The sequence below is a fragment of the Thermococcus thermotolerans genome (assembly GCF_024707485.1).
GTDB classification, from domain to species: domain Archaea; phylum Methanobacteriota_B; class Thermococci; order Thermococcales; family Thermococcaceae; genus Thermococcus; species Thermococcus thermotolerans.
This window is the reverse complement of record NZ_CP102602.1, coordinates 757,427-771,123: the sequence shown is the minus strand read 5'-3', so window position 1 is coordinate 771,123 and position 13,697 is coordinate 757,427. Positions and strand designations below refer to the sequence as shown.

The following is a 13,697-nucleotide window of genomic DNA, read 5'->3' as shown; positions in this document are numbered from 1 at the left end:
TATTTTTGTTATCATTTTTTCTTTTGAAAGCTTCGCCCTTCAAGGCGGGGAGGAGGTCAGAAGAGGATACTAGTGAATCGGTTGATTAGATGCATCCTAGTCTTTTTATCTTTGTGGTGCCAAATCCTTATAACTTCACCCCCAACTCCAATTAGGTGCAGAACATGGCTGGAACGATAAGCAAGATAATACACTTCCGCGACGAAGAGGAGTTTCTCGACGACATGACCGAAATAATGGAGCGCTTCTCATATCTGGCGAGCAAATACGGCCACAATCCCGTTGAAGGCGTTCTCCTGTGGGACTACATAGGCATCCAGGACGAGGAGGGTGTCAAAATTTTCCGCGTGGGCGAGTTTCCTTACTTTGAGGGGACGCTCAGGCTTGACCTTGAGACCCTCAGGATAATGGAGAGGTATTTTGACGAAATGGAGAGCAAATGGGACGAGCTCCGCGTGGAGGACATCGCCTACTTCGTGGAGATGCTGAACGAGGCCCTTGGAAGGGAAATCGTCTTCTACGAGGCCTATGACCTCGGCCTTGACAGGAACACCGCCTACATAATCCTCAACCTCGTGAGCCTTCACTACCTCGAAAGCGTCCTTGACGGAAGGGACAGGGAGATATTCGAGGAGGCCGTCGAACTGCTGATGAAATATATTTGATAATGTAATTGCTGAATTATGCAATTGTTTAATTAAAGCTGGAGGTGGTAGCTTGCTCTTCAAGAAGAGGGGAACCTTCACCGAGGATGACGCCCGGAAGGTCATCGAGATTGTGAGTGGAATGCCCAGCGAGCGGGAGATAATAATCATGGCGGAGAGGATTACGGACGAGGTAAAGAGGCGCCTCTGGGACTACGCCAGGGGAGTTCAGCTTATGGCCGACATGACCGGCGAGGAAAGAAAGGTACGGGTTGAGATTCTTGAAGGCTACGTGAGCGAGCACGTTAAGGGCGTTGATGTGGATGACCTGTGAGGTGTTGACATGAAGCTCATAATGGCCGAGGTCTTCAACAGCTGGCAGGGCGAAGGTGGAAGCGTCGAAGGTTCTGCCTTTGGAAGGAGGCAGATCTTCGTCCGCTTCGCAGGCTGCGACCTTAACTGTGCCTGGTGTGACTCCAGGAAATATATCAACGCCTCTCGCGTTTCCCGCTGGCGCTACGAGGTCGAGCCATTTACGGGGAAGTTCGAGTACAGACCGAATCCCGCTTCGTTTGATGAGGTGATCGAGGCCGTTCTACGCCTCGATACCGGTGACGTACACTCGATAAGCTACACCGGCGGCGAGCCGACGCTCCAGATAAGGGCGCTCAAGGCACTCATGGAGAGGATGAAGGAGCTCGGCTTTGATAACTTCCTTGAGACCCACGGAGGCCTTCCGGAGCTGATTAGAGAGGTTGCCCACCTTACCGACTACGCGAGCGTTGACATAAAGGACGAGACGGCAAAGGCCACAGGGGACTGGAGGGCTTTGGTTCTCCGTGAGGTCGAGAGCATAAGGATTCTGAAGGAAGCAGGGGCAAAAGTTTACGCCAAGCTCGTCGTTACATCCGAGACAAAAATCGAGAACATCAGCTGGTATGCGGAGCTGCTGAAGGGTCTGGCTCCCCTCGTGATCCAGCCGAGGGAACCGATTGAGGTAAGCCAGGAGAGACTCATGGAGCTGTACCGTGAAGCCTCGCTCGTTATGGGGCGGAAGAACGTCGGCCTGAGCTTCCAGGTTCACAAGTACCTCAACGTCCTCTGAGGTGGGAGCGTGAAGGGCGAGGCGCTTATTGCGCTCTCCCTCGTGTTCGCTGGCCTTTCCGCATATCTTCAGGGTTCCAGCGGGGAGCTTTCTCTCGCACTCCTTCTGGCGGCATTCGTGGCCCTCTTTTCCGGGGCTTCCATAATCAACCGCTCAAAGCCTTCGAAGCGTGCTGGTGAGGCCTATCTCGTTTTTGGCGTTCTCCTCCCTACGATGCTGTTTTTGAACTACGGGAACCCGCTTTACCTCGTCGCGGGCGGGCTTATGATGACGGCCTTCTTCTGGAATTCCGAGAAATCAGTTCTGCTTCTGGTCCCGGCTGGGCTGATAATGGGGTGGCTGGCCATTGGAGAGAGCTCGTACGTGGCGCGGTTCGTTGGCGCTTTCCTGCTCGCGGTTTCCATCGTCGTGGGGAGCGCGTCGCTGTACTTCTGGCTGAGATACAGGTGAGCTTTTAAGGAACTTCTCGAATTGAATTCGGCGATGATGACATTGGCCTTTGGGGTAAAAGATGCCCGGGATCGACGGCCTGAGCCAAAAACTTTTAACCTTTACCTTCCTCCCAATCAGTGGTGGTAATCATCGAGGTTCTCAGGTGCGAGCGGTGCGGTGCGCCCCTTGATGTCACTCCCGAGGATATAATAGTCGTCTGCCCGTACTGTGGTTACCCCAACTCCTACGACAAAATTTTCACCGAGAAGAACGTCTTCTTCGTTGAGAGCCTCCCAAAGAAGGAAATACTCCGCCTCTTCTGGGAGCGCGTGGGGCAGGACAGGGACTACATAGGCCTCCGCGGGAAGGTTGAAATAGCCAAGATTGAGGGTTTCTACGTTCCACTGTGGTTCGGGAAGGTCGAGGGCCATGGGTACGTCAGGTTCGTTGATTACGAAAAGGAGGGTAACAAGAAGAAGAGGGTCGTCAGGTACAGGGAATTTGAAGATAACCCCCTCGTTTGCGTTCCCGCAAGGAGAGGTGTCTACGACATAGCCGTTGAGACCCTCGCGAAAAAATTTGAAAGGGCGGGCTACATAACCTTCAAAGAGATAAAGAACACGCTTAAGTACATGATGGAGCCAAAGCCAATAGCTGAGCTGACACCCAGTAGGTGGGAAAGTCTTGAGCTGGAGTTCTTAAACACCGATTTTGGGAAGGAACAGGCCAAGCTTGCCCTCTTGGACAGGGCGTCGGACCTCGCAAAGGAGAAGCACGTTCCAAAGGACACTGAGATAAAATCATTTGGGTTTGGAGGAGAGGTCGAGGACTTTGCCCTCGTGTTTTACCCCCTCTGGAAGGTGTACTACGACATCGAGGGTGGAACGTATTTCGTTGCATACGACGGCCACAAGGGAAAGGAAGTGCTCGCTCTTGAGCCAGTGAGGGTCTGGCGCAAGGTGGCATACGCACTCGCGGCGCTGGTGGGAGTGACGGTGGCCGCGTTATTCATGACTCCGTACGGCAACTTAGAATACTGGGACTTCGTTGCCCACGCCAGACAGGGCGCGCTCCTGGCTCTGATAATCCCGGCTCTGCTCGCCTACTTTGGGTTTGGGCTCGCTAGGGGCTACGGGAGGAAAATGGCCAGAGATGTGAGGGTCGAAAGATGAGGATCAAATGCCCCAACTGCGGTGCGGAGTTCAAGGCTGAAGGAGGAATAGTAACGTGCCCCTACTGCGGGTTTCAGATTAGGCTTGGGGAGGCCAGGACATTCACCTATGACCTAAAAATAGAAGACCCCTGGAGACCCCTTACATCGTTTATCAGGCTTCAACGCCTCTCACCCAACGACATCGAGTGGAAGGCCCGGCTTATCGAGAGAAAACTGTTGTACGTCCCGTTCTACATCTTCTTTGTAAGGGCAGAGGGCGTTGCCCACACCGGCACGTTTTCCTCGGAGGGAGCCGGTCACGTCGAGTTCTTCAACTACATCACCGTCCCCGCGGTCGAGGGTTTCGACGAGCTGGTTAATTACCCTCTGCCCACGAAGGGGAGACGGTATTTTGATGGCAGGGTCAAGGGAGAGCTCATAGAGAAAACCCTGGATGAGGACGATGCTCAGAAAAAGCTCCGGGATGAAGTTAGAAACCTGCTGAAGAAGGAAGCAAGGCGCTACTTCCACTGGGGCAGTGTGGAGATGGGAATGCCAACCTTCGAGGTGCAGCTGGATGGTCTGGTTTACTACCCGATGTGGCGGGTCAAATACAAGTACGGCCTGCTGACTCACAGAGCCTACGTTGACGGAACGGACGGCAGAATCCCCTACGCCGAGTTTCCAATAGCCCTCCCAAAGAGGTTCGTCAACTTTACCTTGGGTTCGTTGCTTTTGGCTTCGGGCTTTTTCCTTGGGAAGCTGCTCCTGCCCTATGGATTTACCTCAGTTGTGGGCTCGATGGGTGCCGCCGCTGCCGCTTCATTCCCTTCGCTGAAGCGCGCGTTTACCCTTCGTGGCAGGGCCAGCGAGCACAGACTATTGGCTGAAATGGCGGCGGATTATGCTCCCGAGGAAGAGGCTTTTGGGGCGATAAGGCGCTTCTGGAAGGCCCACATGTGAGCCGTCAAATTTTTAAACCTCCCTCTTTTAGTAACCCCTGGAAAGATTAAGGGGGTGGTATCATGCCAGTGATAGAGGAAGTGGCGCCAAGGAGCTTCGAGAGGATTGGAAGCCACTCCCACATAAGGGGCCTTGGTCTCGATGAGAACGGAAAGGCCAGGTTTATGGCCGACGGAATGGTGGGCCAGGTCAAGGCGAGGGAAGCTGCCGGAATAGCCGTTGAGCTCATCAAGCGCGGCAAGCTCGCCGGTAAGGGAATCCTCCTCGTCGGCCCGACTGGGAGCGGCAAGACGGCGATAGCCATGGGTATAGCTAGGGAGCTCGGCGAAGATGTTCCCTTCGTCCAGATAGCTGGCAGTGAGATTTATTCCGCCGAGGTCAAGAAGACCGAGTTCCTGAAGGAGGCCCTCAGGAGGGCGATAGGGGTAAGGATAAGCGAGGAGAGGAAGGTTTACGAGGGTGAGGTCAGGTCGATAGAGGTTAGAAAGACCAGGCATCCCTTCAACCCCTACGTCGAGATTCCGGAGAGCGTCGTTATAACCCTCCGCACGAAGGACGACGAGAAGACGATTAGAGCCGGGAGGGAGATAGCCTACCAGCTCCTTGAGATGGGCGTTGAGGAGGGCGACGTCATACAGATTGACGCCGAGACCGGAAGGATTTCGAAGATAGGCACCACCAAGGAGGAAGAGGGGCTGTTCTTCAAGCGCAAGGTGAACCTGCCGAGCGGCCCGGTTCTCAAGATAAAGGAGTTCACCTACACCGTTACGCTCCACGACCTCGACGTTGCCAACGCCCGCGGAAACATCTTCGGCCTGCTCTTCAGCACAGGGGCGGAGATAAGCGACGAGATAAGGCAGCGCGTTGACGAGACGGTCAAGAAGTGGATCGAGGAAGGGAAGGCCAGCCTCGTTCCGGGGGTTCTTTTCATAGACGAGGTGCACATGCTCGACATCGAGGCGTTCTCTTTCCTCGCGAGGGCTATGGAGAGCGAGCTGGCGCCGATTCTTATCCTCGCGACGAACCGCGGAAGAACGAAGATAAGGGGCACCGACCTTGAAGCCCCGCACGGGATACCCATCGACATGCTCGACAGGCTGCTCATAATCAACACCGAGCCTTACAGGAAGGAGGAAATTCGCGAGATAGTCAAGATTCGCGCGAGGGAGGAGAAGATCGAGGTCAGCGAGGAGGCCATTGAGTACCTCGCGGAGCTCGGGGAGAAAACCAGCCTGCGCTACGCTGTTCAGCTCCTCGCCCCGGCCAGCGTCCTGGCAAAGGGCGGAAGGGTGGAGAGGGAGCACATCGAGAGGGCGAAGGAGTACTTTGCGGATCTCAGGAGGAGCATGAGCTTTGTCGAGAAGCTGGAGGGCATGCTTCAGTAAAACTTTTAAGCATTTTTTCTAACTTTTTATGGTAGTCTTTAACTTGCTTGGGTGGTACTATGAGGCGTCTCCTTTTTGCCCTTCCGTTTCTCCTGGCGGGGTTTCTATACCTCTTCATGGACTTCAGAGAAACGCCGATGATAATATTGACCCTCGGCTGGCTCACCTTTGCCTTGGAATACCGCTACGGTGGAGAGAGCAGGGAAAGCGACGAGCTGGTTGCACTCGGCATATCGATGTCCGTGGTACTTCTCCCCCTGCATGAGGGAGTCGCCGAGATACTGACCCTGTTCGTCTTCATCCTCGTGATGACGGCTCTCTTTATTAAGTTCAAAAGGGGGACTTAATGTGGAAAAGTATTTATCTCCCAATGCCGAGCTAACGGTGTGATGGGAATGAGCGAAGTCATAGTTTCGAAAAGGGACATCCTCCTTCATGAACGGCTGAGAATAATATCCGAACTTGCCCCGATACGTGAGAAAATCAGGCTGTTCGAGGAGAAGTATAGGATGACGTTTGAGGAGTTCGAGAGAAAGCTAAAAAGCTCAGAGGAGTCATTTGAGGCATGGGACGACTATATTGAGTGGAAGGCTTACGCGAGAAAACTAACGGAGCTTGAAAGCAAGCTCAGGGAGATTGAGCATGCTCAGAGAATTAGAATTGCTTGATAACAGCCCAGTTGTTAGGGACTATGAGGTTCTCGACTACAAGGAGGGGGAGGGATTCTATTTCCTGAAAATTAAGGCAGGGCTGAGGGACGGAAGCGTTCTTTACATTAGAGAGTTCGTCTCCGAGGATGAATATAACTACTCTTTCCAGTGGCAGAGGGGCGGGGAGCTTATAATTAGATGGGACAACGCGCCGCATCACAGGAGGCTGGAGACCTTTCCCCACCATAAACATGTCAGCTCCAAAGACAACATTCAACCTTCCAGAGAGGTCTCGCTGGAGGACATCTTAAAGATTATTGAGGATAAATTAGTCCCAAAATCTTGAAAAATCTAGACCCCCGTAGCAATGTTGTCCATTATCTCCCTCAGCTTTCTCGAAAGCTTGAGGTGGAATTCAAACTCGTGATATGCCCTGTTCTCCGCCGGGAAGACCAGCTTCAGCTCGTTCAGCCCACCCTTGCCTCCGAACTCGCCGAAAATTGTTATCCCGTTCACTTCTATGACGCCGAAGACCGCCGCGAGGTTGAAGAGGAGCGTCCTGAGCTGGTACGCCGTAACGTCGTGCCTTCCGAGCTCTTTGCGCGGATACTTAAAGAGGAAGTACTCAAGCCCCTCCATCTCGGCCACGTCGGTTATCGCTATGTCAGCCGTTAGGAAGACCAGAAGGGTCGGCGTCATGTTGTCGTAGTGCTTGAGGGACTTCACTATTATCTCGTCGTTGTTGTGGGCCGGCTCCTTGACGCTCTCCGCTATGATTATTCTATCCTTCAGCCTCTCGAACTCCTTGAGGGCTATGTAAGCGGCTTTTCTGCTCTTTTTTGTCCTCCTGTTGCTGAACTCCTTCAGGAGGCTTCCGTTCCTCACCTCACGTCTCATCTCCTCCAGCTCCCTGTGGTGGTACTTGTAGTTCATCGCGTTCTCTATCTCCTTCTTCACTCCCTCGGCCACGACTATCTGATACCTGTCGAGGGGCCTGAAGCCCGAGATGAAGCGGTGGTAGAAGAGGTTCGTGTCCGGGGCAAAGGCGACACCCTTTTTGAGCCTCTCGTAGAGCTCAAGGTTCTGGAGGAACTCGTCCACGTTGTCGTAGAGGATTATACCTGCCGATATGAACGTCTCGTAGAAGTCGGTGTATGTGGGCAGTTCGTGGGAGAGGTACTCAGGGACCCGGTCGTTGAATTCCCTCCTGCCAACGGTGACTTCAACGCGGTAGCCCGTCTCTATCGGCTTCGCCCTCAGCAGGTGGAGACCGTATAGTGGATAGCTCACGTCAACTTCCCCGAGAACGTTCAGAAGAACCTGAAGCTCCGGCTTTTCGATGAGTTCAGTAGGGCGGCGCATTTCCATCACCCAGGAAGTTCTTGAGGCGCTGCATGTGGAGGGGGATCATCATGTAGGGCCTGTCCGGGAAGTCCATGTCGAGGAGGGCCATGTAAATTATCCTGTCCACAGGAAACTCCCTGAGCTGAACCACCGCCGCTGTGGCAAGAGCCTTCCGCCCGGACGTTATATCCAGTCCGATGGTGTACCCTTCCTTTTCAAGCCTCTGGAAGAGTATTTTGAACTTCCTATCGGCCTCAAGAAAGCTGTTGTCAGGGATTACAATGGTCTCGATTTCAGGGGTGAAGTTGTACGCCCGAGATATTGCCTTTAGTGCCTCCACAACCTTGGGAAGCTTTTTGCGGTAGGCCTCTTCCGTGAATATGAAGACCCTGTCCGGCTTTCTCCCCCTTGAGACGACCGCGTAGTAGGTATTTACCAGTGCCCATTCCGAGCGACCGAGCAGGGTTATGTAGGCAATCTTCACCATAATTTATTCCCCCAGACGCGCGCTGAGGTACCGTCCCCACTGGAAGGGGCTGAAATGGTGGAGTGAGGCAGTTGTAGGGCCGCCCCGAATGCATAGGCGAGCGTCATAATGAGTGAGATTCCCCACTTCACCAGGGAAGAGTTGTCCCTTTTCATCCGTTTACACCTTCATTCAATTAGCACCATTCCGTACAAAACGCTTTCGGAGAAGTCGATTTTCACGAGCCTCCCAATCTCGATGCCGATGGCGTCTATGCTCGGTCTGACCCTGGTTGGCATCCTGCACGGCTCGCCCCTCTCGAAGGGACAGTCGTCGCAGAGGTTGCAGTTGCCAGGGAATAAGGCTGTCGCGTACATCTTTCCCTCCCGGAAAAATTCCTCCTCCCTTTTCAGCAGGTACAGGAGGGCTTCCCGCTTGTCCTGCTCGAAGCGGTCCATGTCTATCTCAAACTTTATTATCAGGGCCCTTTTGAAGTGCCGCACCCACTCCTTCGCTTCCCTCCAGTCCGGGACGTGTGGCGGACAGCTCGGTCTTCTGCCATACATCGGGCAGGAGCGACACTTCCAGACCGGTCTGGGCGAGACAACTATCTCATCCGCTGGAATTTCCCTCTCCCATAGCACCTTCATGGGGCATCATATAGAATTTAAAAGGGTGTTAAAAAGTCTTACCTATGCTTTCCTGGTTTAAGGGCACTCCTACCCCTTCTAACTTGCTGTTTATTGACTTTGCCACAGAAACTACGTACCTTTCATTTCTCTTGTCTATTCTGATTACTGTGGTTGCCAGCTCTTCGAGAAGCGGCAGGAGATAGGCACCACTGACTTCTAACAAATCTTTGTTAATGAAATAAAGTGTTATCTTTCTTTTATCGCCCATATAGCTTAGTATGAGGTTCAGTGTGTTAATGTTTTCCCTTACATTAGAAATGAGAAATAGCTTTTCGGCACCAACGACTAGGTTGACTATTTGTTTCTCTTCAGTCCGGGACATTATTAGTTTATATGCACGTTCATACTCAACCTTCCTTACACCGTACTGTTTTAATTCAAGATGGCTTGCGACCCTTCCAACGGGCAGGACACCACCCTCTTTTATAATCTCTATGCTGTCAAAGATGTCCGTGCTGAGCCCGGCCAGCTGTAAGTGGACTTTATACAGGTAAAGACTGTCGAGTACGTCATCGATTATGATTTTGTAATTTCTTTTGCTGGCCCACATGAGAGCTTGATAGAACACTACCGCGGGAAACAGAAGAGAGCTATACTCTATGATCACAGTCTCCCCGGGTCTTAACTCGTCCCAGATACTATCTAAACATGTCATTACCATCACCACTAAATATCCAAGATTTCCAAATAAATATAAGATGTTGAAAATTATAAAAATTTTGGACTGACGTGGGTAACATTTTAATCCATCAGCCTGCCGCCGTTGACGTCTATGACCTCGCCGGTTATGTGGTCGTTTTCGAGGAGGAAAATCACCGCGTGGGCTATCTCCTCCGGTTTGGCTATCTCCCCCGTCAGCGAGAGCGAGCGGAGCCTCTCCTTTATCTCTGGGCTTATCAGCTCGGTGTCAACCGGACCAGGTGCTATTGCATTGACGAGGATGTTGGGAGCCAGATGCCTCGCAAGGTTGAACGTGAGGGCTATCAGTCCGCCCTTTGAGGCCGCGTAGTGAGGACCAACCGTTCCCCCGTCCTTGCCGGCTATCGAGGCTATGTTGACTATCTTTCCTTTCTTCATGTACCTGAGAACCTCCTGGGTGACGATGAAGGCCCCCTTGAGGTTGATGCTAAGAACAGCATCCCAATCCTCGTCAGTTACTTCCATCGGCTTCAGGGCCTTTCCAAGAATTCCTGCGTTATTCACGAGGATGTCTATCCTTCCGAAGTGGTTGATAACTTTCTCGACCATCCTTCTGACCTCTTCCCGGATGCTCACGTCGGCCTTTACGGCGATCGCGTCGACCCCGTAGGAACGGCAGAGCTCGGCGGTCTCTTCGGCCTTTTCTCTGCTGTGGGCGTAGTTTACCGCAACGTTTGTCCCCTTCTCCGCGAGGACGAGTGATATCGCCCCCCCTATGCCCCTTCCGCCGCCGGTAACTAGGGCAACCTTTCCGCTCAGCTCCACACACATCACCGACTCTTCTTCGCCTTTGAACTTAATAAAGTCTAAGGCCGAAATATTTTTACGTTTGAAAACTGAATTATTCATATGAAGGAATTCGCGGTAGTGCTGGTTTTGATTTTTGGGACGTTGGCCGCTGGATGTACGTCTCAAGAAAAGCCCGAAGGAGGGGTTAGTATGGATTTGGAGATTGGTTCGATATTTCACAACGGGGAGTACATACCCGTTGAGTTCACGTGCGATGGTGAGAACGTCAATCCCCCCATCTTCATCGGCCACATAGACTCCAGGGCCAAAGGCCTGGTCATCATCATGGACGACCCCGACGCTCCCGGAGGAACATTCACCCACTGGATAGCCTGGAACATTCCCCCTCTAGGGGAGATTCCCAAAGGTGTGCCTCCCCAGCCGGAGGTTGATGCCCCGGTGCACGTTGTTCAGGGGCGCAATGACTTCGGAAGAATAGGCTACGGCGGACCGTGTCCGCCGCGTGGACACGGCGTGCACCATTACCACTTCAAGGTCTATGCGCTCGACACGACCCTCAGCATCAAACCGGGCTCAAGCAGGGAAGAACTGGAAAGGGCCATGGCAGGCCACGTTATCCAGTGGGGAGAGCTCATTGGCCTCTATGAGAGGAAGTGACCCTACCTTTTCTTTTCCATTAGTTTTACGGTGAGGTTTATAGCGCTCTGGAACGCCGCCAGGAAGTTCAGGGCGAAGAATATCCAGTCCCCTATCAGGTAGGAGTATATTGTGAGCAGCGTCGAAGCCGTCACGTAGATCAGTATGAACTGCATGTTGAGCGGGCACTTCCTCGTCTTTATGGTCTCCCACGTCTGAGGAACCCACGAGCTCACCAAGAGTAGCATTCCTATCAGTCCTATTATCGCTCCGCCATCCATTTTCTCTCACCCCCAACGGGGAGGAGAATAGCGTAAAAAAGCCTTGTGGATGGATTAGTGTCAAAATTTCCGGAAAATCTCGAAAAAATAGACAGAATTAAGCTAAAGCTGGCTCGCGAGCCTTGAGGTTGCCCACGTTTTAACGTCCTCATCCATGATTTCGTTGATGATCTCCATGGCCTCAGAAATCTTTCCGGCTTTTGCAAGGGTGAGCGCGACTTCAGCCTCAACCTTTGACCTGTTGGAAAGGTCGGTAATGTATCTGGATACCTGGAGGGCATCCTCCGGTTTGCCCAGATTCAGGAACTCGAAGGCCAGGCTCATCAGGGCTTTCGTGCTTTCTTCATGGTTCTCTATATCCAGCGCCGCTCTGATAGCCTGATCCAGGGCTTCTTTGTAGAGAGAACCTTTCCGTGCGACTTCAACTGCTATGTGGGAGAATGCCTTGGATCTGATCGCTTTGTCTGGTATGCCACCGGCCATCTCGATGGCCTCTTTCACCCTTCCCGAATTAACGAGCTTAAGAACAGCCTCATAGAGCGCCCGAGAGCGGTACCACTCCTGCATGATTATCCCCAAAACTTTTGCAACTCCCAGGATTTAAGCTTTCCGCGGCCAAAGTTTATAACTTCCCACGAGAATAAGACTCAGGTGAGAAAATGAAGAAGTTGGTGTTGTTTTTCATAGGCCTGCTGGTGTTCTCAACGGTCTCCTATGCCTTCGCCGAAACCCAGATAGACCAGGACAAGCTCCATTTTTACATGTACGGTCTGGAAACATGCCCCCACTGTCAGAAAATGAAGGAAGAGATTCCCAAGTTCTACGGTGAGAACAGCCTAACTTACTACGAGCTGATCAACAACGAGGAGAACAACAAGCTCTTTTCGGCCCAGTACAAGTACACCGGCATAGCTGGAGTGCCCGCCATAGGTATAGCGTACGATGGAAAGCTTGTGGCAATAGTTGAAGGAGAGTACAACGTCTCCGCCACCCCGAAGATTGTTCAGGCGGCCCTTGACAACGGAGGCTTGATACTCTTCACCGGCGGACAGGCGTACATAATCAAGAACGAAACAATAATCCAGGAGCTTCAGGCGATATACGTTGAGCACAGAATGCCCGGAGAGGGCCAGACCACCACTACCACTGAAACTCCAAGCGACACTGGAACTCCCCCAGACACGGAAGGCCCGGCTGAAACTTCGACCAACACCGGGAGTGGCGGGGGAATCTGCGGTCCCGGAATAGTGGTCGCTCTAGCCGTTGTTCCGCTGGCTCTGTGGAAGAAAAGGCGCTGACCTTTCGTTCTCAACTTTTTGTTTTCGAAACCCACAAAAAGAGCTATGATAACTTTCTACCATGAGGAGTGAGATAAAGGGGCTGGCAATAATTCTTCTGGCATCCTTCGGGGTGAGTTCCCTTGCGCTGTGGGCGCTGGGTATGGTGGACTTTATACCCAAGTTCTTCGCCCTGGCCATGAGCGACTCGATAAACCCGTGCACCTTCGTCATATACACCATGCTCCTCATAGCACTCTCCGTCAGGGAGGTATCAAAGAAGAGGCTGTATTTCATAGGGGCCACATTCATAGCCGCGGTTTACATATCATACTACCTCCTTGGCGTCGGACTACTGTACTTCGCCGGTTATCTGCCCCTCTGGGTCGCTGGAGTTGCGGCAATATTATTCGGTGCTTACACCCTAGCCACAGGTCTGATGGAAAAATCCCGCGTCGGAGACAAAAGCAAAATCAGGAGGAAAATATTCAGCAGCGACGCAACTGCAATTGGGGCTTTTACGCTCGGGGTTATAGTCTCAACAACCCTCCTCCCGTGCTCGGCTGGAAGCTACCTCGTGTACGCGATAATAATCTCCAAAGGCGGCCAGGCCCTCGCGTTCCTCCTCCTGGCACTCTACAACTTGGTGTTTGTGCTTCCCCTGGTCGTCATACTGCTCGCCATGGGGAGCGTCACTGAGAGCAAGCGCTTCTCCCAGGCGATGGTGCGGCACAGCAGGGAGCTCTCGGTCATAGCCGGGCTGCTGCTGATAGCTATAGGGGTCTGGGTTCTTACGGGTGCCTCACCCTAAACCGAGCTTTTCCCTCACCCTTCTCTCGAATTCGGCGAAGTTCGGAACCCCTATGAACTCCACCCTGTTGTCTATGATTATCGTGGGGGTTCCCATTATGTTGTGCTCCATGGCCTTCCTCTGGCCTTCGGGAGTGGCCACGCTCAGTTCCCTCGCTATGACGCCCTCGTATTTTCTCTCAAGCTCCTGAGCCATTGCCCAGGCTATCGGGCAGTACGGACAGCCGGGCGACGTTATGACCTCGATGACTACCTTTCTCTTTGGCTTGACCTCTATCATGCCGGCCCTCTTCATGAGTTCTAGCATCTTTTTTCTCCTTATCATCTCAAGCTCGTCCATTCTCTCACCCCCGTTAGAAAAGAGAAGGAAGGGGATTTAAAAAGAAATTTTTGAAAAAGAGTTCATGGGA

Annotated in this window: 21 protein-coding genes; 13 read left to right on the top strand and 8 right to left on the bottom strand. The window is 52.7% G+C overall.

Annotated features, from left to right (window positions below):
* Positions 1-164: 164 nt before the first annotated feature.
* The 10 genes from NUS69_RS04495 to NUS69_RS04445 all read left to right on the top strand — a co-directional run bounded on the left by NUS69_RS04495 (position 165) and on the right by NUS69_RS04445 (position 6,678).
* Entirely contained in the window at positions 165-665 is a 501-nt protein-coding gene (locus tag NUS69_RS04495; protein ID WP_258084946.1) for a hypothetical protein, read from the top strand.
* A 52-nt stretch (positions 666-717) separates the two neighbouring features.
* Complete coding sequence (locus tag NUS69_RS04490; RefSeq protein ID WP_258084610.1) at positions 718-978, top strand: hypothetical protein; 261 nt, start codon at positions 718-720, stop codon at positions 976-978.
* Between the two features lie 9 nt (positions 979-987).
* Positions 988-1,749 (top strand): 7-carboxy-7-deazaguanine synthase QueE, encoded by a 762-nt coding sequence (locus NUS69_RS04485; RefSeq protein ID WP_258084609.1) that lies wholly within the window; start codon positions 988-990, stop codon positions 1,747-1,749.
* Between the two features lie 9 nt (positions 1,750-1,758).
* Positions 1,759-2,199 carry a hypothetical protein gene (locus NUS69_RS04480; RefSeq protein ID WP_258084608.1) on the top strand — a complete coding sequence of 147 codons (441 nt, stop codon included), beginning with the start codon at positions 1,759-1,761 and terminating at the stop codon, positions 2,197-2,199.
* Positions 2,200-2,321: 122 nt separating this feature from the next.
* The gene (locus tag NUS69_RS04475) at positions 2,322-3,353 is read left to right on the top strand and encodes a zinc ribbon domain-containing protein (protein WP_258084607.1); all 1,032 of its coding nucleotides are present in this window, start codon (positions 2,322-2,324) and stop codon (positions 3,351-3,353) included.
* Entirely contained in the window at positions 3,350-4,297 is a 948-nt protein-coding gene (locus NUS69_RS04470) for a zinc-ribbon domain-containing protein (RefSeq protein ID WP_258084606.1), read from the top strand. The genes NUS69_RS04475 and NUS69_RS04470 overlap by 4 nt, the downstream gene beginning before the upstream one ends.
* 62 nt (positions 4,298-4,359) lie before the next feature.
* Complete coding sequence (locus tag NUS69_RS04465) at positions 4,360-5,682, top strand: RuvB-like helicase (protein ID WP_308686520.1); 1,323 nt, start codon at positions 4,360-4,362, stop codon at positions 5,680-5,682.
* A 59-nt stretch (positions 5,683-5,741) separates the two neighbouring features.
* Positions 5,742-6,029: a hypothetical protein gene (locus NUS69_RS04455; RefSeq protein WP_258084605.1), complete on the top strand. Its 288-nt coding sequence runs from the start codon at positions 5,742-5,744 to the stop codon at positions 6,027-6,029.
* A 42-nt stretch (positions 6,030-6,071) separates the two neighbouring features.
* Positions 6,072-6,350 carry a hypothetical protein gene (locus NUS69_RS04450; RefSeq protein ID WP_258084944.1) on the top strand — a complete coding sequence of 93 codons (279 nt, stop codon included), beginning with the start codon at positions 6,072-6,074 and terminating at the stop codon, positions 6,348-6,350.
* On the top strand, positions 6,325-6,678 hold the full coding sequence (locus NUS69_RS04445; RefSeq protein ID WP_258084604.1) for a toxin-antitoxin system TumE family protein: 354 nt from the start codon (positions 6,325-6,327) through the stop codon (positions 6,676-6,678). Before NUS69_RS04450 ends, NUS69_RS04445 begins: the two co-directional genes overlap by 26 nt.
* Positions 6,679-6,683: 5 nt before the next feature.
* Here NUS69_RS04445 and NUS69_RS04440 read toward each other — a convergent pair whose 3' ends face one another.
* From NUS69_RS04440 to NUS69_RS04420, 5 genes are all read right to left on the bottom strand, one after another.
* Positions 6,684-7,694: a PIN domain-containing protein gene (locus NUS69_RS04440; RefSeq protein ID WP_258084943.1), complete on the bottom strand. Its 1,011-nt coding sequence runs from the start codon at positions 7,692-7,694 to the stop codon at positions 6,684-6,686.
* Positions 7,678-8,163: a hypothetical protein gene (locus NUS69_RS04435; RefSeq protein WP_258084603.1), complete on the bottom strand. Its 486-nt coding sequence runs from the start codon at positions 8,161-8,163 to the stop codon at positions 7,678-7,680. The genes NUS69_RS04440 and NUS69_RS04435 overlap by 17 nt, the downstream gene beginning before the upstream one ends.
* Positions 8,164-8,330: 167 nt before the next feature.
* The gene (locus NUS69_RS04430) at positions 8,331-8,792 is read right to left on the bottom strand and encodes a DUF2284 domain-containing protein (RefSeq protein WP_258084602.1); all 462 of its coding nucleotides are present in this window, start codon (positions 8,790-8,792) and stop codon (positions 8,331-8,333) included.
* 28 nt (positions 8,793-8,820) lie between these two features.
* The gene (locus tag NUS69_RS04425) at positions 8,821-9,495 is read right to left on the bottom strand and encodes a DUF257 domain-containing protein (RefSeq protein ID WP_258084942.1); all 675 of its coding nucleotides are present in this window, start codon (positions 9,493-9,495) and stop codon (positions 8,821-8,823) included.
* Positions 9,496-9,575: 80 nt separating this feature from the next.
* Positions 9,576-10,304, bottom strand: a complete 729-nt coding sequence (locus NUS69_RS04420; protein WP_258084941.1) for an SDR family NAD(P)-dependent oxidoreductase — start codon at positions 10,302-10,304, stop codon at positions 9,576-9,578.
* 168 nt (positions 10,305-10,472) lie between these two features.
* Here NUS69_RS04420 and NUS69_RS04415 point away from each other — a divergent pair, with 168 nt between their 5' ends.
* Positions 10,473-10,940, top strand: coding sequence for a YbhB/YbcL family Raf kinase inhibitor-like protein (locus NUS69_RS04415; protein ID WP_258084940.1), 468 nt, complete (start codon positions 10,473-10,475; stop codon positions 10,938-10,940).
* A gap of 2 nt (positions 10,941-10,942) precedes the next feature.
* On the opposite strand, the gene NUS69_RS04410 is transcribed toward NUS69_RS04415, so the two are convergent.
* Together NUS69_RS04410 and NUS69_RS04405 are read right to left on the bottom strand one after the other, a co-directional pair.
* Positions 10,943-11,200: a hypothetical protein gene (locus tag NUS69_RS04410; RefSeq protein ID WP_258084601.1), complete on the bottom strand. Its 258-nt coding sequence runs from the start codon at positions 11,198-11,200 to the stop codon at positions 10,943-10,945.
* A gap of 102 nt (positions 11,201-11,302) precedes the next feature.
* Positions 11,303-11,767, bottom strand: a complete 465-nt coding sequence (locus NUS69_RS04405) for a hypothetical protein (protein ID WP_258084600.1) — start codon at positions 11,765-11,767, stop codon at positions 11,303-11,305.
* A 92-nt stretch (positions 11,768-11,859) separates the two neighbouring features.
* On the opposite strand from NUS69_RS04405, the gene NUS69_RS04400 reads away from it, so the two are divergent.
* Both NUS69_RS04400 and NUS69_RS04395 read left to right on the top strand, forming a co-directional pair.
* Positions 11,860-12,498, top strand: coding sequence for a thioredoxin family protein (locus NUS69_RS04400; RefSeq protein WP_258084599.1), 639 nt, complete (start codon positions 11,860-11,862; stop codon positions 12,496-12,498).
* A 61-nt stretch (positions 12,499-12,559) separates the two neighbouring features.
* Positions 12,560-13,288 carry a cytochrome c biogenesis protein CcdA gene (locus NUS69_RS04395; protein ID WP_258084598.1) on the top strand — a complete coding sequence of 243 codons (729 nt, stop codon included), beginning with the start codon at positions 12,560-12,562 and terminating at the stop codon, positions 13,286-13,288.
* Here the strand turns inward: NUS69_RS04395 and NUS69_RS04390 are convergent.
* The gene (locus NUS69_RS04390; RefSeq protein WP_258084597.1) at positions 13,280-13,627 is read right to left on the bottom strand and encodes a thioredoxin family protein; all 348 of its coding nucleotides are present in this window, start codon (positions 13,625-13,627) and stop codon (positions 13,280-13,282) included. The two genes, NUS69_RS04395 and NUS69_RS04390, sit on opposite strands and share 9 nt — an antisense overlap.
* Positions 13,628-13,697 lie beyond the last annotated feature (70 nt).